The 24,703-nt window shown below is 70.0% G+C and carries 31 protein-coding genes; 15 read left to right on the plus strand and 16 right to left on the minus strand.

What is annotated here, in order from left to right:
• Positions 1-9: 9 nt before the first annotated feature.
• Both AU195_RS21955 and AU195_RS21960 read right to left on the minus strand, forming a co-directional pair.
• Complete coding sequence (locus AU195_RS21955; RefSeq protein ID WP_059161140.1) at positions 10-1,032, minus strand: alpha/beta fold hydrolase; 1,023 nt, start codon at positions 1,030-1,032, stop codon at positions 10-12.
• A gap of 48 nt (positions 1,033-1,080) precedes the next feature.
• Positions 1,081-2,085: a proteasome assembly chaperone family protein gene (locus AU195_RS21960; RefSeq protein WP_059161141.1), complete on the minus strand. Its 1,005-nt coding sequence runs from the start codon at positions 2,083-2,085 to the stop codon at positions 1,081-1,083.
• A gap of 295 nt (positions 2,086-2,380) precedes the next feature.
• Between AU195_RS21960 and AU195_RS21965 the strand changes: the two genes are divergently transcribed.
• On the plus strand, positions 2,381-3,076 hold the full coding sequence (locus tag AU195_RS21965; RefSeq protein WP_059161142.1) for a DUF5642 family protein: 696 nt from the start codon (positions 2,381-2,383) through the stop codon (positions 3,074-3,076).
• Positions 3,077-3,172: 96 nt separating this feature from the next.
• On the plus strand, positions 3,173-4,219 hold the full coding sequence (locus tag AU195_RS21970) for a DUF4192 domain-containing protein (protein ID WP_059161143.1): 1,047 nt from the start codon (positions 3,173-3,175) through the stop codon (positions 4,217-4,219).
• Here the strand turns inward: AU195_RS21970 and AU195_RS21975 are convergent.
• The 3 genes from AU195_RS21975 to AU195_RS21985 all read right to left on the minus strand — a co-directional run bounded on the left by AU195_RS21975 (position 4,216) and on the right by AU195_RS21985 (position 6,593).
• The gene (locus AU195_RS21975) at positions 4,216-4,908 is read right to left on the minus strand and encodes an iron-dependent transcriptional repressor DtxR (RefSeq protein WP_059161144.1); all 693 of its coding nucleotides are present in this window, start codon (positions 4,906-4,908) and stop codon (positions 4,216-4,218) included. The two genes, AU195_RS21970 and AU195_RS21975, sit on opposite strands and share 4 nt — an antisense overlap.
• A gap of 161 nt (positions 4,909-5,069) precedes the next feature.
• Positions 5,070-6,059, minus strand: coding sequence for a sigma-70 family RNA polymerase sigma factor (locus AU195_RS21980; RefSeq protein WP_286149448.1), 990 nt, complete (start codon positions 6,057-6,059; stop codon positions 5,070-5,072).
• 117 nt (positions 6,060-6,176) lie between these two features.
• Positions 6,177-6,593, minus strand: a complete 417-nt coding sequence (locus tag AU195_RS21985) for a DUF3099 domain-containing protein (protein ID WP_059161237.1) — start codon at positions 6,591-6,593, stop codon at positions 6,177-6,179.
• A gap of 59 nt (positions 6,594-6,652) precedes the next feature.
• Between AU195_RS21985 and AU195_RS21990 the strand changes: the two genes are divergently transcribed.
• Entirely contained in the window at positions 6,653-6,889 is a 237-nt protein-coding gene (locus AU195_RS21990) for a DUF3039 domain-containing protein (RefSeq protein WP_059097213.1), read from the plus strand.
• Here AU195_RS21990 and AU195_RS21995 read toward each other — a convergent pair.
• Positions 6,879-7,853, minus strand: a complete 975-nt coding sequence (locus AU195_RS21995; RefSeq protein WP_059161146.1) for a YihY/virulence factor BrkB family protein — start codon at positions 7,851-7,853, stop codon at positions 6,879-6,881. The genes AU195_RS21990 and AU195_RS21995 overlap by 11 nt on opposite strands.
• A gap of 77 nt (positions 7,854-7,930) precedes the next feature.
• Positions 7,931-8,122 carry a DUF7455 domain-containing protein gene (locus tag AU195_RS25430; protein ID WP_011559579.1) on the minus strand — a complete coding sequence of 64 codons (192 nt, stop codon included), beginning with the start codon at positions 8,120-8,122 and terminating at the stop codon, positions 7,931-7,933.
• 154 nt (positions 8,123-8,276) lie between these two features.
• On the opposite strand from AU195_RS25430, the gene AU195_RS22005 reads away from it, so the two are divergent.
• Positions 8,277-8,654, plus strand: a complete 378-nt coding sequence (locus tag AU195_RS22005; protein ID WP_059161147.1) for a DUF952 domain-containing protein — start codon at positions 8,277-8,279, stop codon at positions 8,652-8,654.
• On the opposite strand, the gene AU195_RS22010 is transcribed toward AU195_RS22005, so the two are convergent.
• The 4 genes from AU195_RS22010 to ppgK all read right to left on the minus strand — a co-directional run bounded on the left by AU195_RS22010 (position 8,642) and on the right by ppgK (position 12,638).
• Positions 8,642-9,010 (minus strand): RidA family protein, encoded by a 369-nt coding sequence (locus AU195_RS22010; protein WP_059161148.1) that lies wholly within the window; start codon positions 9,008-9,010, stop codon positions 8,642-8,644. The two genes, AU195_RS22005 and AU195_RS22010, sit on opposite strands and share 13 nt — an antisense overlap.
• The gene (locus AU195_RS22015) at positions 9,010-10,101 is read right to left on the minus strand and encodes a methyltransferase (RefSeq protein WP_059161149.1); all 1,092 of its coding nucleotides are present in this window, start codon (positions 10,099-10,101) and stop codon (positions 9,010-9,012) included. The genes AU195_RS22010 and AU195_RS22015 overlap by 1 nt, the downstream gene beginning before the upstream one ends.
• Before the next feature lie 2 nt (positions 10,102-10,103).
• A complete protein-coding gene (locus AU195_RS22020; RefSeq protein WP_059161239.1) occupies positions 10,104-11,603 on the minus strand; it encodes an RNA polymerase sigma factor in 1,500 nt (499 codons plus the stop codon).
• A 225-nt stretch (positions 11,604-11,828) separates the two neighbouring features.
• Positions 11,829-12,638: a polyphosphate--glucose phosphotransferase gene (ppgK, locus tag AU195_RS22025; RefSeq protein ID WP_059161150.1), complete on the minus strand. Its 810-nt coding sequence runs from the start codon at positions 12,636-12,638 to the stop codon at positions 11,829-11,831.
• Positions 12,639-12,764: 126 nt separating this feature from the next.
• Between ppgK and AU195_RS22030 the strand changes: the two genes are divergently transcribed.
• Positions 12,765-13,610, plus strand: coding sequence for an inositol monophosphatase family protein (locus tag AU195_RS22030; protein ID WP_059161151.1), 846 nt, complete (start codon positions 12,765-12,767; stop codon positions 13,608-13,610).
• 4 nt (positions 13,611-13,614) lie between these two features.
• On the opposite strand, the gene cei is transcribed toward AU195_RS22030, so the two are convergent.
• A complete protein-coding gene (cei, locus tag AU195_RS22035) occupies positions 13,615-14,271 on the minus strand; it encodes an envelope integrity protein Cei (RefSeq protein WP_059161152.1) in 657 nt (218 codons plus the stop codon).
• Positions 14,272-14,447: 176 nt separating this feature from the next.
• On the opposite strand from cei, the gene AU195_RS22040 reads away from it, so the two are divergent.
• Positions 14,448-14,750: a DUF4193 domain-containing protein gene (locus AU195_RS22040; protein ID WP_059092940.1), complete on the plus strand. Its 303-nt coding sequence runs from the start codon at positions 14,448-14,450 to the stop codon at positions 14,748-14,750.
• Between the two features lie 4 nt (positions 14,751-14,754).
• Here the strand turns inward: AU195_RS22040 and AU195_RS22045 are convergent, their stop codons facing one another.
• The gene (locus tag AU195_RS22045; protein WP_059161153.1) at positions 14,755-15,234 is read right to left on the minus strand and encodes a DUF3093 domain-containing protein; all 480 of its coding nucleotides are present in this window, start codon (positions 15,232-15,234) and stop codon (positions 14,755-14,757) included.
• Positions 15,235-15,259: 25 nt separating this feature from the next.
• Here AU195_RS22045 and dut point away from each other — a divergent pair, with 25 nt between their 5' ends.
• The 4 genes from dut to AU195_RS22065 are packed head-to-tail and all read left to right on the plus strand — an operon-like array spanning position 15,260 to position 17,543.
• A complete protein-coding gene (dut, locus tag AU195_RS22050) occupies positions 15,260-15,724 on the plus strand; it encodes a dUTP diphosphatase (protein ID WP_059161154.1) in 465 nt (154 codons plus the stop codon).
• Positions 15,724-16,476, plus strand: coding sequence for a DUF3710 domain-containing protein (locus AU195_RS22055; protein WP_059161155.1), 753 nt, complete (start codon positions 15,724-15,726; stop codon positions 16,474-16,476). Before dut ends, AU195_RS22055 begins: the two co-directional genes overlap by 1 nt.
• A gap of 30 nt (positions 16,477-16,506) precedes the next feature.
• Positions 16,507-17,037 (plus strand): putative immunity protein, encoded by a 531-nt coding sequence (locus AU195_RS22060; RefSeq protein ID WP_059161240.1) that lies wholly within the window; start codon positions 16,507-16,509, stop codon positions 17,035-17,037.
• Entirely contained in the window at positions 17,034-17,543 is a 510-nt protein-coding gene (locus AU195_RS22065) for a putative immunity protein (RefSeq protein WP_059161156.1), read from the plus strand. Before AU195_RS22060 ends, AU195_RS22065 begins: the two co-directional genes overlap by 4 nt.
• A 10-nt stretch (positions 17,544-17,553) precedes the next feature.
• On the opposite strand, the gene AU195_RS22070 is transcribed toward AU195_RS22065, so the two are convergent.
• Entirely contained in the window at positions 17,554-18,264 is a 711-nt protein-coding gene (locus AU195_RS22070; RefSeq protein WP_059161157.1) for an alpha/beta fold hydrolase, read from the minus strand.
• 148 nt (positions 18,265-18,412) lie between these two features.
• On the opposite strand from AU195_RS22070, the gene AU195_RS22075 reads away from it, so the two are divergent.
• Entirely contained in the window at positions 18,413-18,784 is a 372-nt protein-coding gene (locus tag AU195_RS22075) for an OB-fold nucleic acid binding domain-containing protein (RefSeq protein ID WP_059097201.1), read from the plus strand.
• Complete coding sequence (locus AU195_RS22080) at positions 18,781-19,473, plus strand: DUF3159 domain-containing protein (protein ID WP_059161158.1); 693 nt, start codon at positions 18,781-18,783, stop codon at positions 19,471-19,473. Before AU195_RS22075 ends, AU195_RS22080 begins: the two co-directional genes overlap by 4 nt.
• 3 nt (positions 19,474-19,476) lie before the next feature.
• Here the strand turns inward: AU195_RS22080 and AU195_RS22085 are convergent, their stop codons facing one another.
• Together AU195_RS22085 and AU195_RS22090 are read right to left on the minus strand one after the other, a co-directional pair.
• Positions 19,477-20,145: a potassium channel family protein gene (locus AU195_RS22085; protein WP_059161159.1), complete on the minus strand. Its 669-nt coding sequence runs from the start codon at positions 20,143-20,145 to the stop codon at positions 19,477-19,479.
• A complete protein-coding gene (locus tag AU195_RS22090) occupies positions 20,142-20,810 on the minus strand; it encodes a potassium channel family protein (RefSeq protein ID WP_172800679.1) in 669 nt (222 codons plus the stop codon). Before AU195_RS22090 ends, AU195_RS22085 begins: the two co-directional genes overlap by 4 nt.
• A gap of 97 nt (positions 20,811-20,907) precedes the next feature.
• Here AU195_RS22090 and AU195_RS22095 point away from each other — a divergent pair, with 97 nt between their 5' ends.
• From AU195_RS22095 to AU195_RS22105, 3 genes are read left to right on the plus strand one after another with little or no spacing between them, the layout of a single operon-like run.
• Positions 20,908-22,905 (plus strand): APC family permease, encoded by a 1,998-nt coding sequence (locus AU195_RS22095; protein WP_059161242.1) that lies wholly within the window; start codon positions 20,908-20,910, stop codon positions 22,903-22,905.
• The gene (locus AU195_RS22100) at positions 22,902-24,116 is read left to right on the plus strand and encodes a class I SAM-dependent RNA methyltransferase (RefSeq protein ID WP_059161160.1); all 1,215 of its coding nucleotides are present in this window, start codon (positions 22,902-22,904) and stop codon (positions 24,114-24,116) included. Before AU195_RS22095 ends, AU195_RS22100 begins: the two co-directional genes overlap by 4 nt.
• Positions 24,113-24,670 carry a hypothetical protein gene (locus tag AU195_RS22105; protein ID WP_059161161.1) on the plus strand — a complete coding sequence of 186 codons (558 nt, stop codon included), beginning with the start codon at positions 24,113-24,115 and terminating at the stop codon, positions 24,668-24,670. Before AU195_RS22100 ends, AU195_RS22105 begins: the two co-directional genes overlap by 4 nt.
• The last annotated feature ends 33 nt before the right edge of the window (positions 24,671-24,703 follow it).

The following is a 24,703-nucleotide window of genomic DNA, read 5'->3' on the forward strand; positions in this document are numbered from 1 at the left end:
GCGGGGCGTTCAGGTTGCGCTGCGCTCGTCGCTGCCCATCGCGTCGAGCACCGCGACGCGGGTGTCCACGGATCCGCTGATCGCCGATTCGCTCAGTCCGGCGCGCAACAACTGACGCAGCAGTTCCTGGTCATGGGTCGCCGGCTCGGTCGAATCGATGAACCGCTCCACGGTTTCGACGAACCGGTCCGGATCGTCGTGGAACGGGAAGTGCCCGGCGCCCTCGAAGACCTCCAGCCGCGACCCGGGCATCGCCGCGTGCGCCAACCGGGCATGGCTGACCGGGATCACCGAATCGTGGGTACCCCAGATGAGCTGCACCGGAACGGATTCGGTCAGATAGCAGCGGTCGAGCATCGTGACCACCTGACCACGCCAGTCGACCACCGCGCGCAGGGTCCTGGCGAACGCCGACGACGCCGTCGGTTCGGGCAGATCGGCGAGGATCCGCATCATCTCGGCAAGGTCGCGGCCCATCTTGGTGGTGCCCAGAACGCTGCCCGCGACGTGCCCGGCAACCTGCAGCGCCGGCAACACCAGCGGCAGCCGCAGCAGCGCGAGCGCTTCGGTTCCCATCGGCAGCGAGGCCACGCGCAGCGCGATGTTGACGTCCTTGGTCACCCCACCGGCGCCGACGAGGATGAGGCGGTCGACGAATTGAGGGAACTGGTAGGCGAACTGCATCGCCACCCCGCCGCCCAGCGAATGGCCGATCACCGTCACCCGGTCGATGCCGAGCACGCTGAGCAGATCCCGCATGCCGTTGGCGTAGGCGGCCACCGAATAGTCCGCGCGGGGTTTGTCCGATCTGCCGTGCCCGAGCAGATCCGGCGCGATCACCGTGAAGCGCTGCGCAAGTGTCGTCTGCACGGTGCTCCACGTCGTGGAGTTGTCGCCGATGCCGTGAATGAGCAGGATCGCCGGGCCGTCGCCGGCGATCCGGAACGCCCGGCGGTACCCGTGGATGGTGCGGTAGTGCAGCGTCGGCGTGACATCGCGGACCGGGCGGAGGTTGGGTGTTCGGTCAGTCATGGCGCCAACCTCGTCATCGGGCCGGGAGTGCTCCGGCGTGCGGTGTGCTCAGCTACGCTCCTCGCCGTCGGAGAAGCCGTCCCGGTACCGGTCTTCTTTGTCCTTCTCGCCGGTCTGCTGCGCGAGGAACCGTTCGAACTCGGCGCCGAGTTCGTCACCGCTGGGCAGGTCTTCGTCGTGCGCGAGCAGCGAACGATTCTCCTGAGCGGCGACGAACGCATCGTACTGGCGCTCCAGTGCCGTCACCACCTGAGCAACTTCGACGCTGGCCTCGACCTGCTCGTTGATCTTGGTGTAGACCTCCGCGCCGGCCTCTCCGAGCGCGGCCAGCGGGATGTGAAGCGCCGCCGTCTTGGCGACCTCGGCGAGCAACGCCTCGGCGGCAGGCGGATATGCCGTCTGGGACAGGTAGTGCGGCACGTACACGGTGTAGCCGACCACCTCGTGGCCGTGCTGGGCCATCCGGAACTCGAGCAGGTTGGACACGCTGGCCGGCACCTGCACCTCGCCGACCCACGGGGTGTGCTCGGCGATCAGTTCCTTGTTGTTCGAGTGCGCGGTCATCGTCACCGGCCGGGTGTGCGGCACCGCCATCGGGATCGAGCCCAGCCCGATGGTCTGGCGGACACCGAGCTGTTCGGCCAGCAGACGAACTGCGGTGATGAAGCGCTCCCAGCGCAGGTCGGGCTCCATGCCCGCCAGGAGCAGGAACGGGGTGCCGACGCTGTCGTGCATGGCGTAGAGGTTCAGTTCGGGCTCCTCGTAGCCCGAGAAGTGGTCGGCCTTGAACGTCATCAGCGGCCGCCGCGAGCGGTAGTCGAGGAGTTCGTCGATGGCGAACGACGCGACCAGTTCGGTGTCGAGGCTGTTCTTGAGGTGCGCGGTGGTCAGCCGGACCACGTGACCCGCGTCCGAGAACCCTTCCAGCGCATGGAGCAACACCGGTCCGCGTCCGTCGGCCGCGGACAGCTGTGGAGCGGGGAACTCCAGCTCGTACATGCCGGTCTGCTCGGGTTGGTACTGCTGCTCTGGGATGTCTGGATGGTCTGCCATCTCGGTTCGCCTCCTCGCCGCGGTGTCAACGCCTCTACAACGTCGCGCCGTGACCATAAGTGTCGCGCATTTTGCGGCGCCCGCTGCCGCGGGTACCGGCACCCGGGGCAACACGGTACGGGTGATACCGCATTCCACGCAGGATGCCCGGATCGGTGTGTGCTGAACCGGCGTTGCTGTCAGGCGCGGGAAGCGGCTCGACGCCCTGGCCGCGGCGTGCTCCGCGCGTCGGGCGCGGTGACCTTGCGTACCCGCCCGGTGCGCCTGACTCCGCCGGTGGCAGGGCGGTGAGACGATGACCGCGATGGACGGCGTGCTCGTGCGGGGTCTCGGCGCCACGGGTGCGGTGGTGCTCGCGTGTGCGGTGATGTGCGGATGCGTGCGCATGACCGACGGCACGCCCTCGCTGGACGCCGACGCGAGGCCCGTCGTCCTCGCCGAGGCGCTCATCGATCCGTCCCGCTTCCCGCCGGCCTACCAGGCGGCGATCCTCGACCCGCAGGCCACCGGCGAGGCCGTCGCCGCCGTCGACGGTGTGCCGACCGGCGCCGCCGTGGAGCCGGCCGGATGCGCACCGCCTCGCGTCGGACCGGATCCGCGGCGGACGGTGGCCGCACAGGGCGTCGACCCGTCGACCGGTGCCGCGCTCACCGTGATCCTCACCCGCGCCGACGCCGCGCTCTCGAGCCGGCGCGACCAGCTCGCCCGCTGCGCGTCGGTGACCGCCACCGCGGGGGAGGTGGTCAGCACCGTGGACACCGTGCTGCTGCCCCCGCCGCCGGTGGATGCCGACGACTCGCTGGCGACCGAGGCCACTATCGTGCGGTCCACCGAGCCGCCGGTGCGGGTGCTGGCGTTGAGTGCCCAGGTCAACGAGGTGTGGCTGACGGTCGCGTGGCTGAACAACGATCCCGACACCCCACCTGACACGTCCGCGCTCGACACCCTGTTCACCGACGCGCTGCTGACACTGCGACGCGCCGCCCCGTGACGGCCGCTCTCCCCAGCGGCGTGTTCATCCACAGATGAGGCCGGCGCAGCGCCCGCCGCGGCCGGACTGACGGCAGGGGCGGCCACTGTTCGAGGCATGACGACATCGCATACCCCCGACTTCGAACTCGACCGTCCCGGCACGCTGATCGCCGCCGTGCCCGCCGTCCTGGGCTTCGTGCCCGAGATGTCCCTCGTGCTGGTGACCGTGGACCGCGGTGACCTCGGGTGTGTCCTCCGGATCGACCTGGACGACGACATGGACGAACAGATCGCCCACCTCGCCGAGGTGGCGGCGGCCGGCCGGCCCGACGGCGCGGTCGCCGTGATCGTCGACGAGCACGGGGCCGGCTGCCACCCCTGCAACGACGACTACCGGGAACTCGCCGACCTGCTGGCCGAACAGCTGGCGTCCTGGGACATCACGCTGCTCGGCGCGCACGTGGTCGACCGCGTCGCCACCGGCGGACGCTGGCACTGCGCCGACGGTTGCGGCCGCGGCGGCGTGATCGAGGATCCTTCGGCGTCGCCGCTGGCGGTGGCGGCGGTGCTCGACGGCCGCAGGCTTTACACCGGCCGGGCCGAACTGCAGGCGGTGGTCGCCGCCGACCCGGTGCGCAGCGCGGAACTGGCCGACGTGATCGCCGCGGACTCCCAGGGCCCGGCCGAGATGTCCGCCAGGCAGGCCGGTGCGGCGATCGACGAAGCGCGGGCGGCGGCAGCCCACGTCGCCGACGGCGGTGTGTTGTCCGACGAGGTGGCCGCCCGGGTGGGCCGCGCGCTGCGTGACGTGCGGGTGCGGGACACCCTGTTCGCGCTCGCGGTGGGGGAGGACGCCGACCGGGTCGAGGCGCTGTGGGTGTCGCTGGCGCGCATCCTGCCCACGCCGTGGCGCACCGAGGCGCTGGTGCTGCTGGCGTTCTCCGCCTACGCGCGGGGTGACGGGCCCCTGGCCGGTGTGTCGCTGGACGCCGCGCTGCGGCTCGACCCCGTCCACCGGATGGCGGGCATGCTCGATCAAGCGCTGCAGTCGGGGTTGCGCCCGGAACGGATCCGCGAACTCGCGGTCACCGGCTACCGGCTGGCCGAGCAGTTGGGCGTGCGGTTGCCGCCGCGTCAGCGGAATCGCCGTCGCGCGGGTTAGACCTTCTCGACCTTGACGGCGTGGGCCATGTGGTGCGGCAACTCGACCTGTTCGTGGCCGGGGATGACGATGTTGACTCCACCGTGGTCGGCGGACTCGACGGTGACGCGCGCATTGGGCACCACACCGGCGTCCTTGAGACGCGCGATGAGTTCGGCGTCGCCCTGAACGTGCTCGGTGAGCTGGCGGACCACGACCGCGACCGGCATGCCGGCCGGCAGCTCGGTCAGCCGCACGAGATTGCCGGCGTCCGCCCGCGACAACGGGTCGAGTCCGAGTTCGGACAGCCCGGGGATGGGGTTGCCGAAGGGGGAGGTGGTGGGGTTGTCGAGCACCTGCACGAGGCGCCGCTCGACGTCCTCGCTCATCACGTGCTCCCAGCGGCAGGCCTCGGCGTGGACTTCCTCCCACGGCAGGCCGATCACGTCGACCAGCAGCCGCTCGGCGAGCCGGTGCTTGCGCATCACGGCGATGGCGAGTGCGCGGCCCTTCTCGGTGAGTTCGAGATGCCGGTCCCCGGCGACCTGGAGCAGTCCGTCGCGCTCCATGCGCGACACGGTCTGGCTGACCGTCGGACCGCTCTGGTCGAGGCGCTCGGCGATGCGCGCGCGCAGCGGCACCACGCCCTCTTCCTCGAGGTCGTAAATGGTGCGCAGGTACATCTCAGTGGTGTCGACCAAGTCGTTCATTCGGCGCCTCTCAAGACCCTCTGTCGCGTCGAGTCTACCGGTTGAGCCGCCTCATCTGCGGTCTTCATCGGTGACGACACACGCGGTCGGCTGTGGGGTTGACGACAACGTGCCCGCCGGGGTGAGCCGGCGGGCACGCTGGTCGTTCGGGGTGTGTCGGGTCAGCTCGCGTAGGAGCGCAGCCGGTCGGCCCGCTCGCCGTTGCGCAGCTTGGCCATCACTTCGCGCTCGATCTGGCGGACCCGCTCGCGGGACAGTCCGAAGAGCTTGCCGATCTGGTCGAGCGTGCGCGGTTGCCCGTCGTCGAGACCGAACCGCAGCCGGATGACCTGCTGCTCACGCTCGTCGAGCGTGGCCAGCACGTGCCGGATGTCGGTGTGCAGGAGCTCCGAGATCACCGCGTTCTCGGCCGACATCGCCTCGGCGTCCTCGATGAAGTCACCCAGCGGGGCCTCTTCGTCACTGCCGACCGGCATGTCGAGACTCACCGGGTCGCGGCTGTGCTCCAGCAGATCGGCGATCTTCTCCGCGGGGATGCCGGACTCCTCGGCGAGTTCCTCGTCGGTGGCTTCGCGGCCGAGGTTCTGGTGCATCTCGCGCTTGATCCGGGCGAGCTTGTTGACCTGCTCGACCAGGTGGACCGGGAGCCGGATGGTGCGGCTCTGGTCGGCCATGCCGCGGGTGATGGCCTGACGGATCCACCACGTCGCATACGTCGAGAACTTGAAGCCCTTGGTGTAGTCGAACTTCTCCATGGCGCGGATCAACCCGAGGTTGCCCTCCTGGATGAGGTCCAGCAGCGGCATGCCCCGGCCGGTGTACCGCTTGGCCAGCGACACCACGAGGCGCAGGTTGGCCTCGAGCAGGTGACGTCGGGCGGCCTCGCCGTCGCGGACGACCGCGGCCAGGTCGCGCTTGCGGCTCTCGCCGAGCCGCTTCTTGGTGTTCAACACGTGCTGGGCGTACAGCCCGGCCTCGATGCGCTTGGCCAGCTCTACTTCGTCGGCGGCGTTCAGCAGGGCCGTTTTGCCGATGCCGTTGAGATACACGCGCACGAGGTCGGCGGCTGGGCTCTGGGCGTCCAGATCGCCATCGACGCGGCTTGTGGTGGCATTTGCCATGACGGCCTCCTGATCAGCTCGGTCTGTCATGAGCTTCAACGTTCAAGTGCCGTCAGTAGTTCCCGGGTATCGCGTGCTTCACACGTGTTGATCAGCGGTTTCTCGCGGAAGGCCTGAGAAAGTGCTGAGAATGGCCGGTCGGACCCGTCAGCGGCCGACGTCGGGGTCGTCACCCGCGACGTCCGGTTGCGGTGCGGTCCGGGTGGGTTGGTCGAGCGCGGGCCGTTCCGCGGTGGGGAACAACGGAATCCGCCTGTTGTCGAAGCGGCGGGGTTCCTCGGCGCGCCGCGGCGGCCGGTCGTTGGCGATCAGGACGGCCATCCACGGCAGCGGGATCGACAGGACCACGATGCCCAGCGAGATGAGGCCGTTCTCCCAGACGCTGTAGGCGACCGCGGCGAGGATGAGGGCGGGGATGCGGAACGACATCAGCGTGAGGTATTTGCGGACGCGGGCACGATGCTGCTCCTCGTACGCGGGCGCGGCACGAGTGATCAGTACCGGCCGACCCTCATCGTCGAAACTCAGCTCGGAGCCGTGTTTCATACCTCCACTGTTCCACACCACCCACCCGCCGCGCCCGTCGCATTTCTTACCGAATACTTGCCGGGCACAATGTGTGTATGCAGACGCAGACGATCGAGCGCACGGACACCGACGAACGTCTCGACGACGGGACCGACAGCGACACCCCGAAGTACTTCCACTACGTCAAGAAGGACAAGATCGCCGAGAGCGCGGTGATGGGAACCCACGTCGTCGCGCTGTGCGGTGAGGTGTTCCCGGTGACGAAGTCGGCCAAGCCCGGTTCGCCGGTGTGCCCGGACTGCAAGCGGATCTACGAGTCGCTCAAGAAGTAGCGGGCTCGTCGGGTGTGACCGGAGCGGCGGGCGCGGTGGGCCGGTCGGATGCGGCGCGTTCCTCCAGCCAGCCCCTCATCCGGCGGGCATGGGTGGTCGGCGCCGGCCACTGTTCCTCGACCGCGGCGTTGAGTTCCGCACCGACCATGATGGCGAAGCCGAGGAAGAAGGCGAACAGCAGGAACGCGATCGGTGTCGCCAGCGCGCCGTAGGTGTAGCCGGTGCTGGTGATCCATCCGAGGTACACGCGCAGCCCGAGGGTGGTGACCAGGAACACCACCGTGGCCAGGATCGAGCCGAGGATCAGGCGGTGTGACGGAAGCGGTTTCGGCAGCGACACCCGGTAGAGGATGTTGACCGCGATCATCAGGCCGATGAACAACGTCGGCCAGTAGCCGAACCGCAGCACGGCGTCCCAGTCGTCGGGGATGAACTCCGCGACCTTGCGGGGGCCCAGCGCGAGCAGGGGAGCGGCGCCGATCGCGAACAGCAGCATCACCACGTAGAGGCCCAGCGCGTAGAAGCGCTGCCGGACCGGATGCCGCAGGGGAGTCTGATCATGGGCCTCGACGATCGAGTCGACGAACGCCGAGATCGCCGACGACCCGGCCCACAGTGAGATGACGAAGCCCAGCGACACCACCTCGCCGCGGGCTCCCTTGACGATGTCGCGCACCGTCGGCTCGATGATCTCGTTGACGACGTTGGACGAGAAGAAGCTGTCGGCGGTGCTGATCAGCTGGTTCTCGATCGTCGGGAGGACATCGGGACCGAAGAGCGGCGCGATGTAGGCCAGGCTGCCGAGCATCCCCAGCAGCAGCGGGGGCAACGACAGCGCACACCAGAACGCCGCCTGGGCCGACTCCGAGAAGATCGAGTCGTCCCAGCTCTTCGACAGGGTGCGAATGAGGGTGCGGCGAACGTGGTGGCGGGTCGTTGTTGTCGGCGGGGGCTGGTCTGTCATGACCAGACCAGCATTACTGACGACGGGTGATTACACCCACAATGGCTGAGGCCGTGTTGGTGGGCCGTGGTCCGGACTTACGCCTCGACAGGGCTCACTTCGAGAACCGCTGCGAGCTCGACGAGCTTCGCCTCGTGCTCGTTGGCATGGTGCTGGCAGAACAGCAATTCCGCGCCGGAGGGCAGCTTCGCGCGTACGCGCGCCGCGGCACCGCAGCGATCGCAGCGATCAGCCCGCGTGAGTTCGGGGCTGGTCAGAGTTGCGGTCATGGCTCCTCCGTTTCCTTCTCTGCGATCGGGCGGTTCACCCTCACGCGTATCTCCACTCTGTCAGACGTATTCAGTTCCGGCCTTGTTCCCTAGGGGTTCACCGGTGTGTCGTGTCTCACGCCAACCCGGGTTGCCGGCGAGGCAGGCTAGACGTATGTACCCACATTCGACCCCGAAACCACCTGTCCTCGTGCACTTGTGCAGTGCGGGCGAATGGCAGGCGATTTCAGCCGAAGGCGAACACCGGCCGGACTCGCTCGGGAGTGTCGGCTTCGTGCATCTGTCGACACCCCAGCAGGTGCACCTCCCGGCCAACCGACTCTTCGCCGGCCGGACCGATCTGGTGCTGCTCCACATCGACCCGGACCGGCTGACCGACCCGGTGCGTTGGGAGCCCGGTCTTCCAACGGATCCCGAGGCGATGGTGTTCCCGCACCTGTACGGTCCGCTGCCCGCCGGGGCCGTGACAGATGTCACGCCCTACCGGCCGGGGCCCGACGGCACGTTCGCCCCGCTCGATCAGCTGACGTGAGCGTCGGCCTCGATCTCGACGTAGAGGTCAGGGGCGATCAGCGCCGACACCTCGACCATCGTCGCCACCGGACGCACGGCCCCGAACACCTCCGCGTGCACGGCGCCCACCTCCCGCCAGCATGAGATGTCCGTGACGTAGATCCGGGTCCGGACCACGTCCGCCAGGGATGCCCCGGCTTGGGCGAGTGCGGATTCGATGCGGCGCAACGCATCTCGGGTCTGCGCGACGACATCGCCGCCCGCGCCGGTGGTGCCGGCCACCGCGACGTGGTCGCCGACCCGCACCGCGCGCGAATACCCCACCAGCGCTTCGAACTCCGTACCGGATCCGATGTGGGTCCGGTCGCCCGGCATCAGACCGGCTCGGCTTCGACGATCGACAGGGGAGTCACGGTGTCGATGACTCGGGTGAGACGAAAACCGGTGCGTGCCAAGAGATTCGCGTACTCGCCGCGGGTCCGTTCCCGGCCGCCCGCGGTGACCAGCATCTCGAGGTCGAGCATCAGGCCGATGAACGCGTTGGCGCGTTCGGGCAACACCATCTCGAGCAGTACCAGCCTGCCGCCGGGCGCCATGGCCGTGCGAATGTTGCGCAGGATCGTCACCGCGTCGTCATCGGACCAGTCGTGGATGATGTTCTTCATCACGTACACGTCGCCGCCGTCGGGCACCGAGTCCATGAACGATCCTCCGGTGACCGAGACGCGGTCGGCCACCCCGGCGGCCGCCAGCGTCGGGCCGGCGTCGGCCACCACCGCGGGCAGGTCGTAGAGCACCCCGCGGGCCTCGGGGGCACTGCGCAGGACGGTGCCCAGCACCGAGCCGTGCCCGCCGCCGACGTCGACGATCAGCCTGAACCGCGAGAAGTCGTAGGCGCCCAGCGCCACCTCGTCGCTCAGACCGCTGGACGCCGTCATCGCCCTGTTGAACACCCCGGCGAACTCCGGGTCCGTCGCGAGGTAATCGAAGAACGGGCTGCCGTGCAGTTCGGCGAACGCGGTCTTGCCGGTGCGCACGGAGTGTTCGAGGTTGCCCCAGTCCGCCCAGCGGATCGGGTGGCCGAGGAACAGCACCATGTCGCGCAGCGAACCCTCGGTGTCCGAACGCAGCGCATCGCCGACCCGGGTCAGCGCGAACGAACCGTCAGCGTGCTGGGTGAGCACACCGCGGCTGGTCAGCGCCCTCATGAGCCGGTGCACCCCGTCCGGACTCGCGCCGATGCGGGCAGCGACGTCGTTGGAGTGTTTCGGCCCGGCCGCCAACTGGTCGGCGATCCCGAGCCTGGCGGCCGTGTACAGCGCGGCGGTGGTCCAGGCGCCGGTCGCCAGTTCGAGCAGGGCGATGTTGCCCGGCGCGGTCGTGCGGTGCAGACGCTGCAGCCCGGCGCGGACGCGGTCGATCGCGCGCACCACCCGCTGGGGCGGAACCCTCGGAGGTCTCGGCACGGTCAGTCGAGGTAGTCGCGCAGCACCTGGGACCGGCTGGGGTGCCGGAGCTTGCTCATCGTCTTCGACTCGATCTGACGGATCCGCTCGCGCGTGACGCCGTAGACCTGGCCGATCTCGTCGAGGGTGCGCGGCTGGCCGTCGGTCAGACCGAAGCGCAACCGCACGACGCCGGCTTCGCGCTCCGACAGCGTCTCCAGCACCGACTGCAGCTGATCCTGCAGCAGCGTGAAGGAGACGGCGTCGACCGCCACGACGGCCTCGGAGTCCTCGATGAAGTCGCCGAGCTGGCTGTCGCCCTCGTCACCGATCGTCTGGTCCAGCGAGATCGGCTCACGCGCGTACTGCTGGATCTCCAGCACCTTCTCCGGCGTGATGTCCATCTCCTTGGCGAGCTCCTCGGGCGTGGGTTCGCGACCCAGGTCCTGGAGCAGCTCGCGCTGGATGCGGCCCAGCTTGTTGATGACCTCGACCATGTGCACCGGGATGCGGATGGTGCGGGCCTGGTCGGCCATGGCGCGCGTGATGGCCTGACGGATCCACCACGTGGCGTAGGTGGAGAACTTGTAGCCCTTGGTGTAGTCGAACTTCTCGACCGCGCGGATCAGACCGAGGTTGCCCTCCTGGATGAGGTCCAGGAACGCCATCCCGCGGCCGGTGTAGCGCTTGGCCAGCGACACCACCAGACGCAGGTTCGCCTCGAGCAGGTGATTCTTGGCGCGGTCGCCGTCGCGGCAGATCCATTGCATGTCGCGGCGCTGCTGCACCGGCAGCTTCTCGCCCTTCTCGGCGAGCTCGGCCAGCTTCTGCGTCGCGAACAGGCCGGCCTCGATCCGCTTGGCGAGTTCGACCTCCTCCTCGGCGTTGAGCAGCGCCACCTTGCCGATCTGCTTGAGGTAGGCGCGTACCGAGTCGGCAGAGGCGGTGAGCTCGGCGTCCTTGCGGGCCTGCCGCAGCGCCTCGGACTCCTCCTCGTCCCAGACGAAGTCGCCGGAGGCCTTGTCCTTCTCGGACGGCTCGGCGATCTCCTCGTCCTCGGTGGCGGGCGCGGCGGGCACCGCTCCGCCCTTCGGGTCGGCCTTGACCTCGGCGCCGGCGGCCTCGGCCCCCTCACTCTCGTCCTCGGAGTCGTCCGAGTCGTCGGCCGAGTCCTCGTCGGTGTCGAGATCCTCGAGGTCCAGATCGGCGTCGTCGACGTCGATGTCCGGTTCGGCGTCGAGGGTGTCTGTGCTGTCGAGATCGTCGTCGGCGGCGAGGGCGTCGGCCGCGCCGGCCTCGGGCGCGGTGGACTTCTTGCCGCGACCGCGGGTGGCGGTGCCGTCCTTCTTCGCCGGGCCGCGGGTCTTCGTCGCGGTGCCCTTGGCGGCCCGTTTGGCCGGTGCGGTCCCGTTCGCTGCCTTGGCCGCCGGGGCCTTCGCCGCGGCGGTCTTCTTCGCGGGGGTCTTGGTAGCGGTGCGCTTCACCGGCTCATCGGTTGCCGGGCTTGCCTTTGTCGCTGCCACGTACACCCTTTCGGTCTTACTCTCCCGGTGGGCACCAAGACCCCAACGGATGTGGGGAGCAGGCACCAACCCGAAATGTCGGCTATGTCGAATGTCGGCGTGATCTCAACTCGGATATCTGCCGCTATTCGGTTGGCGGCCGCCGACGTCCATTGTAACGACACTGTGGGGCGACGCCGTGCCGAGCGGCGAAATCGGCGCCCCGGGCGAGCCGCGACGACGTGGTTACCGGTTGGTAGCTGTGACGTCCACCTCAGCGGCCATCGCCGCGCCGACGATTCCGGCGGAGTTCTGCAGCGCGGCGGCCACGACCGGTGTGCGGTTCTGCAGCAGCGGCACCCATTTGTCGGCCTTGCGGCTGATCCCGCCGCCGGCGATGAACAGATCGGGCCAGATCGCGTTCTCGATCGCCACGAGCACCCTGGTGACCTCCTGGGTCCAGCGCTCGTAAGTCCAGCCCTTGCGCTCCTTGACCGACGACGCGGCGCGGTGCTCGGCCTCCTTGCCGCCCACCTCGAGGTGACCGAACTCGGTGTTGGGCAGCAGGATGCCGTTGTGGATGACCGCCGAGCCGATTCCGGTGCCGAAGGTCAGCAACACGATGACGCCGGTGTTGTCGCGGCCCGCGCCGAACCGCTCCTCGGCGAGCCCCGCCGCGACCGCGTCGTTGAGCACCGTCACCTGCTGCCCGTCGAGGGCGGCGCTGTAGATCTCCTGGGCGTTGACGCCCAGCCATGACTTGTCGACGTTCGCCGCGGTGTGCACGACACCGCTGGTGACCACGCCCGGGTAGGTCACGCCCAGCCTGCCGGTCCAGCCGAATTCCTTGACCACGGCGGCGATGGTCTTCGCGACGGCGTCGGGCGTGGCGGGCTGCGGGGTGGGCAGTTTGAACCGCTCGCCGATCAGCTGACCGGTGCCCAGGTCGACGACCCCGCCCTTGACCCCACTGCCCCCGACGTCGATGCCGAATCCGCGGCGCACGTCCCCGCCGGCGGCGTCCGGATCTGCGACGGGCGAATCGGTGGCGGTCATCAGCGCTCCTCACAGTGGCGGCCCGGCGGTACGCGTCCCAACACCCTAGTGGCAACGCGAGGGGCGCGGGCTGCGGTCGGGGCAACCGGCGGAGACAATTGCGCGCCGACGTGATGCGATGTCGGGATGGACGACGATCCGGTGGTGTTGCGTGAGGTGGCCGAGCAGTTGGCCGCGGAGGCAGCCGCATTCGTGCGGACCCGGCGCGGCGAGGTGTTCGGCGCCGACTCCGGTGGCGCCCTCGCGGGTGCGGTGGCCGCCAAGAGCACACCGACCGATCCGGTGACGGTCGTCGACACCGAGACCGAACGTCTGCTGCGGGACCGCCTCGCCGAGTACCGGCCCGGCGACCACATCCTCGGCGAGGAGGAGGGCGGTGCCGCTGACGCGGGCGCCGGTCAGCTGACGTGGGTGCTCGACCCGATCGACGGCACGGTCAACTTCGTCTACGGCATCGAGGCGTACGCGGTGTCGGTCGCCGTCCAGCGGGACGGCGAGTCGGTGGCCGGTGCGGTCGCCGACGTCGCCGCCGGCGCGGTGTACAGCGCCGCGCGCGGACAGGGGGCGCAGCTGCGTCGCCACGGCACGGTGCGCCCGTTGCGTTGCAACGCGCCCGAGCGGCTCGCGATGGCGCTGATGGGCACCGGGTTCGCCTACGCCCCCGAACGCCGGCGCAGGCAGGCCGAACTGCTCGTCGACCTGATGCCCCGCGTGCGCGACGTGCGCCGGATCGGTTCGTGCGCGCTGGATCTGTGCATGGTCGCGGCCGGACAGCTGGACGCCTACTACGAGGACGGCGTCAACGTCTGGGACTGGGCGGCCGGGGCCCTGGTCGCCGCCGAGGCCGGGGCGACGGTGTCGCTGCCCACACCCGCAGGCGCGGTCGGCGGGGCGGGGCTGGTCGTCGCCGCCGCCCCCGGGATCGCGGGCGAGTTCGACGATGCGCTGCGCAGCGCCGGGGTGCGGCCCTGACCTCTCAGCAGGTGCCGGTGTGGATCCGCTTGAGCAGTTCGGGATCTGCCGGGGCGGTGGCGTCCGGGCGCAGGCTCGCCAGCACCGCGTCGATGTCGTCGCTGGCGGTCAGTTCGGCGAAGTCGGTCCCGATGGCCAGATCGACGGTGGGGTCGGGCCGCTCGTCTTCGAACAGTTCGGTGCACGGCGCCACCAGCCACACCGCGGCGGCCGCGGCGCGGCCGGACGGGCCGAACCGGATCTGACCCTGACACTGCAGGCGCGCGGTCACGTAGATCGGGTCGTTGGCCGCCTCCGGCTGCGCGAACCCCAGATCGCGCAGTTCGCCCGCGATCTCACCGGCCTGACCGCCCATACCGCTGGCGTTGAGCACCCGGATCCTGGTGTCGGCCAGTTTCGCCGGGGTGACGTCGATCATGTCGGTGCGTGCCACCTGCTTACCGAGCACCGGCGGCGGCGGCTCGGTGGCCGGTGCCGGTGGCGGCGGGTTGCAGACCGCGGCCTCGCGCACGGCTGTCGGCTGGTTCAGGGCCATCACCCACACCACCAACGCGACGACCGCGAGTGCGCCGATCGTGAGGAGGCCGGGCACGTAGTTACGCCGGCGGAAGGGGCGACCGTGCCTGTCGAACGCGGTGCCTTCGGTGATGCTCGAGACCACCCATGCACTGTAGAGCCCCCCGCGCCGCTGGTCACTTGCGGTCGGCTGACCAAGGCCGACACAATGTGATGTAAATCACACCAGTCTCGGGGTGGTAACGGGCACGAATCGTTTGGGGAATGCGTTCGACGCTGGTACAAAGCACTGCTGCAAGGCTCACCGGAGGGGACAAGACGATGGCTACCGACTACGACGCCCCACGGCGTACCGAAACCGACGATGTCTCCGAAGACTCGCTCGAAGAACTGAAGGCCCGGCGCAACGAGGCGCAGTCGGCGGTCGTCGACGTCGACGAGTCGGAGACCGCCGAGAATTTCGAGCTGCCCGGCGCGGACCTGTCCGGGGAGGAACTCTCCGTCCGGGTGATCCCGAAGCAGGCCGACGAGTTCACCTGCTCGAGCTGCTTCCTGGTACACCACCGCAGCCGTCTCGCCAGCGAGAAGAACGGCATGATGATCTGCTCGGACTGCGCGGCCTGAGGCCTCAGCGGCCCAGCGCGGACAGCACCCGTTCGGGGTGGCGGGTGCTCACCAGCCAGTAGGGCGTGGGGTCCTCGGGATCGTCGAGGACCAGCAGCACCATCGGGCCCACCCAGGCCCGGTGCACGACGTAGGCGGCCGGGTCGAGTTGGCGCCCGAGCGCCGCGCTCTTCGCCGTCTTGGGCACTTCCGCCGATTTCGCCACGACGCTGACCGGCAGGTGTGCGTCGGCGACCCACAGTTCGGTGTCGCCCTCAGGGCCGGCGACCACGCGGATCTCGGCACGGCCGAACCACGTCAGGATGACGGCGGCCACCGGGAGCAGCACCGCGTACGGCACCCAGTCCGGCAGGGCTTCGACACCCAGATTGACCTCGTAGGCGATCAGTGCCGCCAGCCCGAGCCCGGGCAGCCACCACCACCACGGCACCGAGAGCCGTTCGCGGTAGCGCACCGTTTGGGTGGTTGCGCGCGTGTCGGACACGCGCCTCAGAGTAATCTGTGACGTCGTGTCCACCTCTCTGGCGGTCCTGCGTCTGGACCGCGAGCTACCGATGCCCGTCAGGGCCCACGACGGTGACGCGGGCGTCGACCTCTTCAGCGCCCGCGACGTCGAACTGGCCCCGGGGCAGCGGGAGCTGGTGCCGACGGGGATCGCCGTGGCGATTCCGCACGGCATGGTGGGCCTGGTTCATCCGCGGTCGGGTTTGGCTGCGCGCGTGGGGCTTTCGATCGTCAACAGCCCGGGGACGATCGACGCCGGCTATCGAGGGGAGATCAAGGTGTCGCTGATCAACCTCGATCCGCACGCGCCGATCGTCATCCGGCGCGGGGACCGCATCGCCCAGCTGCTGGTGCAGCGGGTGGAACTACCTGAGCTGGTCGAGGTGACGTCGTTCGACGAAGCCGGGCTGGCAGAGACCACCCGTGGCGAAGGCGGCCACGGATCCTCCGGCGGACATGCGAGTTTGTGATGGCATTCGGAAAACGCAAGAGCAGCGACAAGATCGGTGAGCCGGCCCCGGAGCCGACCGCCGGACCCGTCGTCGAACCGACGGGCGAAGAGGACCTCGACGGTCCGTTCGACATCGACGACTTCGACGATCCCGAGGTGGCCGTGCAGGGCCGGCTGGACCTGGGTTCGGTACTGGTGCCGATGCCCGCCGCCGGCCAGGTGCAGGTCGAGCTCAACGAGGCCGGCGTGCCGAGCGCGGTGTGGGTGGTCACACCCAACGGCCGCTTCACCATCGCCGCCTACGCGGCGCCGAAATCCGCGGGGTTGTGGCGTGAGGTGGCCGGCGAGCTGGCCGACTCGCTGCGCCGAGACGGCGCCTCGGTGAGCATCCAGGACGGTCCGTGGGGCCGCGAGGTGGTCGGCACGGCGACCGGCATGGTCCGGTTCATCGGCGTCGACGGCTACCGCTGGATGATCCGCTGTGTCGTCAACGGGGTCGCCGAGAGCATCGACGCCCTCACCGCCGAGGCACGGGAAGCCCTGCGCGACACCGTCGTTCGGCGTGGCGACACCCCACTGCCGGTGCGCACGCCGCTGGCGGTGCAGCTGCCCGAGCCGATGGCCGCCCAGCTGCGGGCCGCCGCCGCCGCGCAGCAGGGCCAGCAGCCCGAGCAGCAGCAGGCGCCGCCCCCTCCGCCACCGCAGCCCGCGGCACGGCGCAGCGCCCAGGGTTCGGCGATGCAGCAGTTGCGCACCATCACCGGCGGCTAGGTGTTGCGGGGCAAGGCGTCCGACACGCGTATGCCCGACTTCGACCTGACCATGGCCGAGCTGAGGGCGGTGACCGGCTTCGCCGTCAGCTCGGCGGTGCAGGTGCTGCCATTCTTCGAAACGCACCGACCCGAGGACGACAGGCCGCGCGCCGCGCTCGACGCCGCTGCCGCCTTCGCCGGGGGCGACCGACGATCACGGGCCCAGCGGGTGACGGCGACCGCGGCGCACCGCGCTGCGAAGGACTCGGCGTCGCCGGTTGCCTTTCATGCGGCGATGGCCGCGGGTGATGCCGCCGCGTCGGCATACCTGCATCCGCTGGCGGACGCGGTTCAGGTCAACCACATCCTGCGCGCCTCCGCGCACACGCTGCGCGTCTTCGAGCTCTGCCCCGATGAGGCGCCGTGCGCGGACGACCCGGCCGGACACCTCGCCGACCTCGCGACGCCCCTGCTCATCGCGGTCCTGTGCCGCTACCCGCGGATCGACGCCGGCACGACTGGGGTCGGCCTGCTGGTGCACGAGCTGGACCGTCGCCTCCGCGACCGGGCCGAGTCGTGATCCTGCCCCAGGTCCGCGACCTCCGCCTGGTGACCGTGCGCCGCGGCGGCACGCTGACCGACGACCACCACCGGCTGCTCGCCCTGTGGGCCGCCGACTGTGCCGAGCACGTGCTCGGTCACTTCGAGGCGGAGCGGCCCGACGATCCGCGGCCGCGGCGCGCGGTGGAGGCCGCCAGGGCGTGGGCGCGAGGCGATCTGCCGATGATGCGGGCACGCGCGCAGGGTGGACACGCCATGGGTGCGGCCCGGCCCCTCGAGGGTGCGGCTCGCTTCGCCGCCTACGCAGCCGGACAGGCCGCGTGCGTCGGACACGTCGCCGAACACGACCTCGGCGCCGCGGCATACGCGATCAAAGCCGTGCGGAGCGCGCATCCCGACGATCGCCGCGCCGGCCGCGCCGAACGCGACTGGCAGCGGGCGCGCCTTCCCGATCAGGTCCGCGAACTCGTCCTCGACGACCAGGCCCGGCGCAACAGCATCTGCTGGTTCGCGTTCTCCGACTGAAGCGGGGCGGCTACGGGCGGTCGCAGGCCTCCGCGAGGGCCGCCAGGCAGGCGACACCGAGCACGGCGGGTTCTGCGCCCATCTCGTCGAGGGTGACCGTGCGCAGCGCCGCGCACGGCGCGGCGGACACCCACTCCATCCCGACCTCGAGCGGGTGCACGGGATCGTCGGTCGCCGCGGCCACGCCCATCGGCGCCGCGAGCGCCTCCAATTGCGCGCACGTCGGCGCGATGTAGCCGGCGGCCTCGTCCATCGCGTCCGGCAGTGCCGGCCACTGCGCCACCCAGGATCGGGTCAGCTCCTCACCGAGCCAGCGTGGGCTCGACGCGCGCATCTGCGACGTCGCCGCCACCAGCCCGTCGCGACGCAATGTGTGCGCCGAGTACCGCGCCATCATCGCGGCGGGCGCCGTCACCGGCGAACCGGTCCACGCGGGCAGCGCCGCCAGCACGGCGACCGCGGCGCCGGGATGGGACAGCGCCCATTCGAGGGCGACCGCCGCACCGATCGACACGCCGCCGACCGCCACCGGACCCGCGGCGGCGGCCTCGTCGAGTGCGTCGCGGTACCCCTCGACCAGCCGGTGGGGCTGCGGCGGCGGGGTCACGACGACCGCGCCGGCCTCGTGCAGGGCGGGGGAGAACGCCCGGTAGGCGTAGTCGTCGTCGGACCCGGTTCCGGGCAGCAGCACCGTCGTCACACCGCGCAGATCGACCGTCATCACACGATCGTGCACTGCCCGCGGATCAGGCACGGTTAGAACCGCGCGGAGCGGTCAACCCCGCATGGCATAAGGGAACCAACGGGTCTACCGTGGCGTTGGATTGAGTGCGGGTCCACGGTGGATCTGCGAAAGGTCAGGAGAGGCCATGGCTACGGCCGAAGGGTATCTGCGTCGGCTCACCCGACGTCTGACGGAGGACCCGGAGCAACTCGACGTCGAGGAGCTCAGCGACGAAGCCGCGCACACCGGCGCCCAGAAGGCGATCGACTGTCAGCGCGGGCAGGAAGTCACGATGGTCGGCACGCTGCGCAGCGTGGAGACGAACTCCAAGGGCTGTGCGGGCGGTGTCCGCGCCGAACTGTTCGACGGCACCGATTCGGTGATGCTGGTGTGGCTCGGACAGCGGCGGATCGCCGGGATCGAATCCGGCCGTACCCTGCGGGTGCACGGCCGGGTCGGCAAACTCGAGAACGGGACGAAGGCGATCTACAACCCGCACTACGAAATCCAGAAGTGAGCGACCCGGTCACCGGATCCGACGAGGCCGCCGAACCGGACAGGCCGACCGGCGCGCAGGCGATCCTCGCCCAGATGGGCGGGGTCAGCGGCCTGATCTACTCCTCGCTGCCCATCGTCGTCTTCGTACCCGTCTCCTCCGTCGCGGGCCTGGTCCCCGCGATCGCGGCCGCGCTCGGCGTCGCGGCGCTGATCCTGGTGTGGCGTCTCGTGCGCCGGGACACCGTGCAGCCCGCCATCTCCGGGTTCATCGGCGTGGGCTTCAGCGCGCTCATCGCCTACCTGGTCGGCGAGTCCAAGGGGTACTTCCTGCTGGGGATCTGGATGTCGCTGTTCTGGGCGAGCGTCTTCGCGCTGTCGGTGGTGATCCGGCGTCCCGTCGTCGGCTACATCTGGGGCTGGATCAACGGCCACAGCGACGACTGGCGCGGAATCCGCACGGCGGTGCGGGCTTTCGACGTCGCCACGGCGACCTGGGTGGCGGTGTTCCTGTCCCGCTTCGTCGTCCAGCACCACCTCTACGACGCCGATCAGACGGGGTGGCTGGGTGTCGCGCGGATCGCGATGGGCTGGCCGTTGACCGCCCTCGCCGCCCTGGTGACCTACTTCGCGATCCGCAGCGCCCAGCGGGCCCTGCACGCCCCCGTGCCGCCGCAGGAACACCCCACCGCTGACACCCGGACCGAGTGACCCTCAGCGTTGCCCCTTGTTGAGCAGCAGGCGGCTCAGCTCGTCCTCGACCTCGGCGGACGCGACGAACAGCAACTCGTCGCCGCCTTCGAGCGGTTCGTCGGCCTCAGGGACGATGACCCGCGCACCGCGAAGGATCGTGACGAGCGCCGAATCCCGGGGCAGTTCGAGGCGTTTGACGGGTTTACCGCCCCACGGCGTGTCATCGGGCAGCGTGATCTCGACGAGGTTGGCCTGCCCCTTGCGAAACTCCATGAGCCGCACCAGATCACCCACGGCGACCGCCTCCTCGACCAGTGACGCCAGCATCCGCGGTGTCGACACCGCGACGTCGACGCCCCAGTTCTCGTCGAACAGCCACTCGTTGCGCGGGTCGTTGACCCGGGCGACCACCCGCGACACCCCGAACTCGGTCTTGGCCAGCAGGCTCACCACCACATTGACCTTGTCGTCGCCGGTGGCGCCGATCACCACGTCGAATTCCTCGAGGTGGACCGACTCCAGCACGGAGATCTCACAGGCGTCGCCGAGCCGCCAGTGCGCGGCGGGAATGGCGTCGACGTCGATGTGGTCGGGGTTGCGTTCGAGCAGGGTCACCTCGTGGTTGCTCTCGAGGAGTTCCCTGGCGATGGACCGGCCGACGGCGCCGGCCCCGGCGATGGCGACCTTCACGACTCGTCCTCACCGGGCGGAAGCGCGCTGATCGCCATCGCCTCGGCGATGTGGCCGGCCACGGCGGCGATGTACACCTGATCGCCGGCCTGGATGACGGTCTTGGGGTCGGGCAGCACGCCGCTGCCGAAGCGGATGAGGAACGCCACCCGGCCTCCGGTCGCCGTCTCCAGTTGCGTCACGCGGTGGCCCGCCCAATCCTCGTGCAGCGGAAGCTCGGCCACCCCGACGTTGCCCGACGGGTCGCGCCACTTGGTGGTCTCGGTCTCCCGGGTCAGCACGTTGAGCAGTCGGTCGGTGGTCCACGGCACCGTGGCGACGGTGGGAATCCCGAGGCGTTCGTACACCGCGGCGCGTTTCGCGTCGTAGATGCGGGCCACCACGCGTTCCACGCCGAACGTCTCCCGGGCGACCCGCGCCGAGATGATGTTGGAGTTGTCGCCCGAGGACACCGCGGCGAACGCGCTCGCATCCTCGATGCCGGCGCGCAACAGCACGTCCCGGTCGAAGCCCATGCCCAGCACCCGCTCGCCCGCGAACTCGGGACTGAGCCGGTGGAAGGCGGTGGGGTCCCGGTCGATGACGGCCACGTCGTGACCGATCCGCGACAGGCTGTCGGACAGGGAGGCCCCCACCCGACCGCATCCCATCACCACTACATGCACGTGCGGTTCCTTTCGGCTCAGCCGCTGCCAGGACAGTGGCGAAACTCCGCAACCGGAACGCTACAGCCCTGCGTCACTGGGCATACCCTTGGACCTCGTGTCCAAGCTTTCTACCGCGGCGCGGCGGCTGGTTCTCGGGCGGCCGTTCCGCTCCGACCGGCTGTCTCACACGCTGCTGCCCAAGCGGGTCGCGCTGCCGGTCTTCGCCTCCGACGCGCTGTCCTCGACCGCGTACGCCCCGGAGGAGATCTTCCTGGTGCTCTCGATCGCCGGGATGAGCGCGGTCACGATGGCGCCGTGGATCGGCCTCGCGGTGGCCGGCGTGATGCTCATCGTGATCGCGAGCTACCGGCAGAACGTGCACGCCTATCCGTCGGGCGGCGGTGACTACGAGGTCGTGACGACCAACCTGGGCGGCACCGCCGGGCTGACGGTGGCCAGCGCGCTGCTGGTCGACTACGTCCTGACGGTGGCGGTGTCGATGTCCTCGGCGATGTCCAACATCGGGTCGGCGGTGCCGTTCATCGCCCAGCACAAGGTGCTGTTCGCGGTGGCGGCGATCCTGTTGCTCGCGTCGATCAACCTGCGCGGCATCAGGGAATCGGGCACCGCCTTCGCGATACCGACCTACGCGTTCATGGTCGGAATCGCGATCATGCTGGCCTGGGGGCTGTTCCAGATCCACGTCCTCGACGAACCCCTGCGGGCGGAGTCGGCCGACTTCGCGGTGGCCACCGAACACGGTGACGTGCTCGGGTTCGCCCTGGTGTTCCTGGTCGCCCGGGCGTTCTCGTCCGGCTGTGCGGCGCTGACGGGTGTGGAAGCCATCAGCAATGGAGTGCCGGCGTTCCGGAAGCCCAAGTCCCGCAACGCGGCAACCACTCTGCTGCTCCTCGGGGTGATCGCGGTGACGCTGTTCATGGGCATCATCCTGTTGGCCAAGGAGACGGGCGCGAAGATCGCCGAACACCCCGCGGAGCAGTTGATCGGCGCTCCGGCAGGCTACGAGCAGAAGACACTGATCGCCCAACTCGCCGACGCCGTCTTCCACGATTTCCCCGTGGGCCTGTACCTGATCGCGGGCGTCACCGCGCTCATCCTGGTGTTGGCCGCCAACACGGCGTTCAACGGTTTCCCGGTGCTGGGTTCGATTCTCGCTCAGGACCGTTACCTGCCCCGGCAGCTGCACACCCGCGGTGACCGGCTGGCGTTCTCCAACGGCATCCTGTTCCTGGCGCTCGCCGCCAGCGCGTTCGTCATCGCCTTCCAGGCGCAGGTGACGGCGTTGATCCAGCTCTACATCGTCGGGGTGTTCGTCTCGTTCACACTGAGCCAGATCGGCATGGTGCGGCACTGGACCAGGCTGCTGCGCACCGAGACCGATCCGGCGGTGCGCGCCAGGATGGTCCGGTCGCGGGTCATCAACGGCATCGGGCTGACCTGCACCGGATCGGTGTTGGTCATCGTCGTGGTGACGAAGTTCGTGACCGGCGCGTGGATCGCGATCCTGGCGATGGTGGGTCTGTTCGTGCTGATGAAGTCGATCCGCAGGCATTACGACACGGTGTCGCGGGAACTCGAGGAGCAGGAGGCCGCCGAGGGCGGGGACATCGTGCTGCCCAGCCGCAACCACGCGATCATCCTGGTGTCCAAACTGCATCTGCCGACCCTGCGCGCGTTGGCGTACGCCAGGGCCACCCGACCCGACGTGCTCGAGGCCATCACCGTCAGTGTCGACGATGCGGAGACCCGCGCGCTGGTACACCAGTGGGAGGACAGCGACGTCACCGTGCCGCTGAAGGTGATCGCCTCCCCCTACCGCGAGATCACCCGCCCGGTGCTCGACTACGTCAAGCGGGTGACCAAGGAGTCGCCGCGCACGGTGGTCACCGTGTTCATCCCCGAGTACGTCGTCGGACACTGGTGGGAACAGCTGTTGCACAACCAGAGTGCGCTGCGGCTCAAGGGCAGGCTGCTGTTCATGCCCAACGTTATGGTGACGTCGGTTCCGTGGCAGCTGAGCTCGTCCGAACGGCTGAAGACCCTGCAGCCGCAGTCCGCGCCGGGAGATGCCCGAAGGGGATTCCTGGAGTGAGCGGATCCGACGGCGCGACAACCGAACTCGTCCTCGTGGCCGGCGCTCCCGCCAACGGCGGCAGCTGCGTCGCGCGGCACGACGGCCGGGTGGTGTTCGTCCGGCATGCCCTGCCGGGAGAGACCGTGCGGGTCCGGGTGCAGTCCGACCGCGGGTCCTACTGGCATGCCGACGTCGTCGAGGTGATGGAACCCTCGCCCGACCGGATTCCGTCGCTGTGCCCGATCGCCGGTGTCGACGGGGCCGGCTGCTGCGATCTGGCGTTCGTCACGCCGGAGGGCGCGCGACGGCTCAAAGGCACCGTGGTGGCCAACCAGCTGGCCCGGCTGGGCGGATACCAGTGGTGTGACGAGGACCAGGCGAGCGCCGAGGCGATCGGCGACGGCGCCGCGACGCAGTGGCGCACCAGGGTCCGGCTGGACACCGGCCCCGACGGCGCACCGGGGTTCCACCGGTACCACAGCGCCGAACTGGTCACCGATCTGCGGTGCGCGCAGCTGCCGCCGGAACTTCTCGACGACGTGCACCTGCTGCGGTTCCCGCCGGGTGCGCACGTCCACGTCGCCCTCGACGACGACGGCGCCCGCCACATCGTGGCGAGCGGGCCGCGCGCGGGACGCGGCGCGCCGACGACGGTGGTGTCGGGAACCTACGAGGCCACCCAGCGCGTGGGCGAACGAGTGTGGCGGGTGCCGGTGACCGCGTTCTGGCAGGCCCACCGCGACGCCGCGCGCCGCTACAGCGAGCTCGTCGCGCAGTGGGCGGCATTGAGTCCCGGGCAGACGGCGTGGGATCTCTACGGTGGCGCAGGGGTTTTCGCCGCGGCGCTGGCCGGCCAGGTGGGCGACGGCGGCCGGGTGCTGACCGTGGACACGTCGCGGGCGGCGGGCCGGTCGGCGCGCGCTGCGCTGGCCGACCTGCCCCAGGTGTCGGTGGTCACCGATTCGGTGCGCCGGGCACTCGCGGCGGAGCGCGGCGCCGCCGACGTGGCGGTGCTCGATCAGCCGCGCGCGGGCGCCGGACGCGAGATCATCGACGCGGTCAGTGCCGCAGGGGTGCCGCGCATCATCCACATCGGATGTGAGGCAGCGTCTTTCGCGCGCGATGTCGGCTTGTACCTGCGCGCCGGATACACGGTCGAGGAGGTGCGGGTGTTCGACTCGTTCCCGCTCACCCACCACGTCGAATGCGTGGCGGTGCTGACCCGGTGACCGCTCTGCGCTCGGCGTGGCTCGAGTTCGTCGGTGAGGAGACCACACCGGCGGGTACGGCGACGATCCTCGGCGTCGCCGCGCTCGGCGGATGCCTGGCACCCCGGCTCGCCGGCGACCGGCTCGACGCGGCGAAACGCACCCTTCTGGTGGTGGCGGCCGTCGACCTGTGGGGCGGCGCGTGGGCCAACAACACCGTGGCGTGCGCGCGCTGGTACGAGCGGCCGGGCCAGACCGACGCCGACCATCTGCGGTTCGCGCTCGCCCACGTGCATCCGCTGGTGCTGGCCTGGATCGACGGCGGCGGCCGCAGGCGGTGGCGCTGGGCCCTGGCCGACTACGGCTACCTGCTCGCGGCGACATGGGTGCTTCGGCGGGCGACGGGGTTGCGGCAGCCGCTGGGCGTGGCATTGACGGCCGCCGGGGTGGCGCTCGACGCCGGGCTGGGACCGTCGCGCACCGCACCGTGGTTCGGGCCGGTGTTCTACGCCAAGCTGCTGATGGGACACGCGTCGGCGGCGCTTTGGTCGAATGCGACGCTCGCACGACGGTGACGAGGTCGGGTGTGACGAGTTCGCGGCTCCGGC

This window comes from Mycobacterium sp. IS-1496 (assembly GCF_001499995.1).
Lineage (GTDB): Bacteria > Actinomycetota > Actinomycetes > Mycobacteriales > Mycobacteriaceae > Mycobacterium.

Coding starts and splice junctions, on each gene's coding strand:
- AU195_RS21955 (WP_059161140.1), bottom strand. CDS start 1,032: ATGACTGACCGAACACCCAACCTCCGCCCGGTCCGCGATGTCACGCCG.
- AU195_RS21960 (WP_059161141.1), bottom strand. CDS start 2,085: ATGGCAGACCATCCAGACATCCCAGAGCAGCAGTACCAACCCGAGCAG.
- AU195_RS21965 (WP_059161142.1), top strand. CDS start 2,381: ATGACCGCGATGGACGGCGTGCTCGTGCGGGGTCTCGGCGCCACGGGT.
- AU195_RS21970 (WP_059161143.1), top strand. CDS start 3,173: ATGACGACATCGCATACCCCCGACTTCGAACTCGACCGTCCCGGCACG.
- AU195_RS21975 (WP_059161144.1), bottom strand. CDS start 4,908: ATGAACGACTTGGTCGACACCACTGAGATGTACCTGCGCACCATTTAC.
- AU195_RS21980 (WP_286149448.1), bottom strand. CDS start 6,059: ATGACAGACCGAGCTGATCAGGAGGCCGTCATGGCAAATGCCACCACA.
- AU195_RS21990 (WP_059097213.1), top strand. CDS start 6,653: ATGCAGACGCAGACGATCGAGCGCACGGACACCGACGAACGTCTCGAC.
- AU195_RS21995 (WP_059161146.1), bottom strand. CDS start 7,853: ATGACAGACCAGCCCCCGCCGACAACAACGACCCGCCACCACGTTCGC.
- AU195_RS25430 (WP_011559579.1), bottom strand. CDS start 8,122: ATGACCGCAACTCTGACCAGCCCCGAACTCACGCGGGCTGATCGCTGC.
- AU195_RS22005 (WP_059161147.1), top strand. CDS start 8,277: ATGTACCCACATTCGACCCCGAAACCACCTGTCCTCGTGCACTTGTGC.
- AU195_RS22010 (WP_059161148.1), bottom strand. CDS start 9,010: ATGCCGGGCGACCGGACCCACATCGGATCCGGTACGGAGTTCGAAGCG.
- ppgK (WP_059161150.1), bottom strand. CDS start 12,638: ATGACCGCCACCGATTCGCCCGTCGCAGATCCGGACGCCGCCGGCGGG.
- AU195_RS22030 (WP_059161151.1), top strand. CDS start 12,765: ATGGACGACGATCCGGTGGTGTTGCGTGAGGTGGCCGAGCAGTTGGCC.
- AU195_RS22040 (WP_059092940.1), top strand. CDS start 14,448: ATGGCTACCGACTACGACGCCCCACGGCGTACCGAAACCGACGATGTC.
- AU195_RS22055 (WP_059161155.1), top strand. CDS start 15,724: ATGGCATTCGGAAAACGCAAGAGCAGCGACAAGATCGGTGAGCCGGCC.
- AU195_RS22060 (WP_059161240.1), top strand. CDS start 16,507: ATGCCCGACTTCGACCTGACCATGGCCGAGCTGAGGGCGGTGACCGGC.
- AU195_RS22070 (WP_059161157.1), bottom strand. CDS start 18,264: ATGACGGTCGATCTGCGCGGTGTGACGACGGTGCTGCTGCCCGGAACC.
- AU195_RS22075 (WP_059097201.1), top strand. CDS start 18,413: ATGGCTACGGCCGAAGGGTATCTGCGTCGGCTCACCCGACGTCTGACG.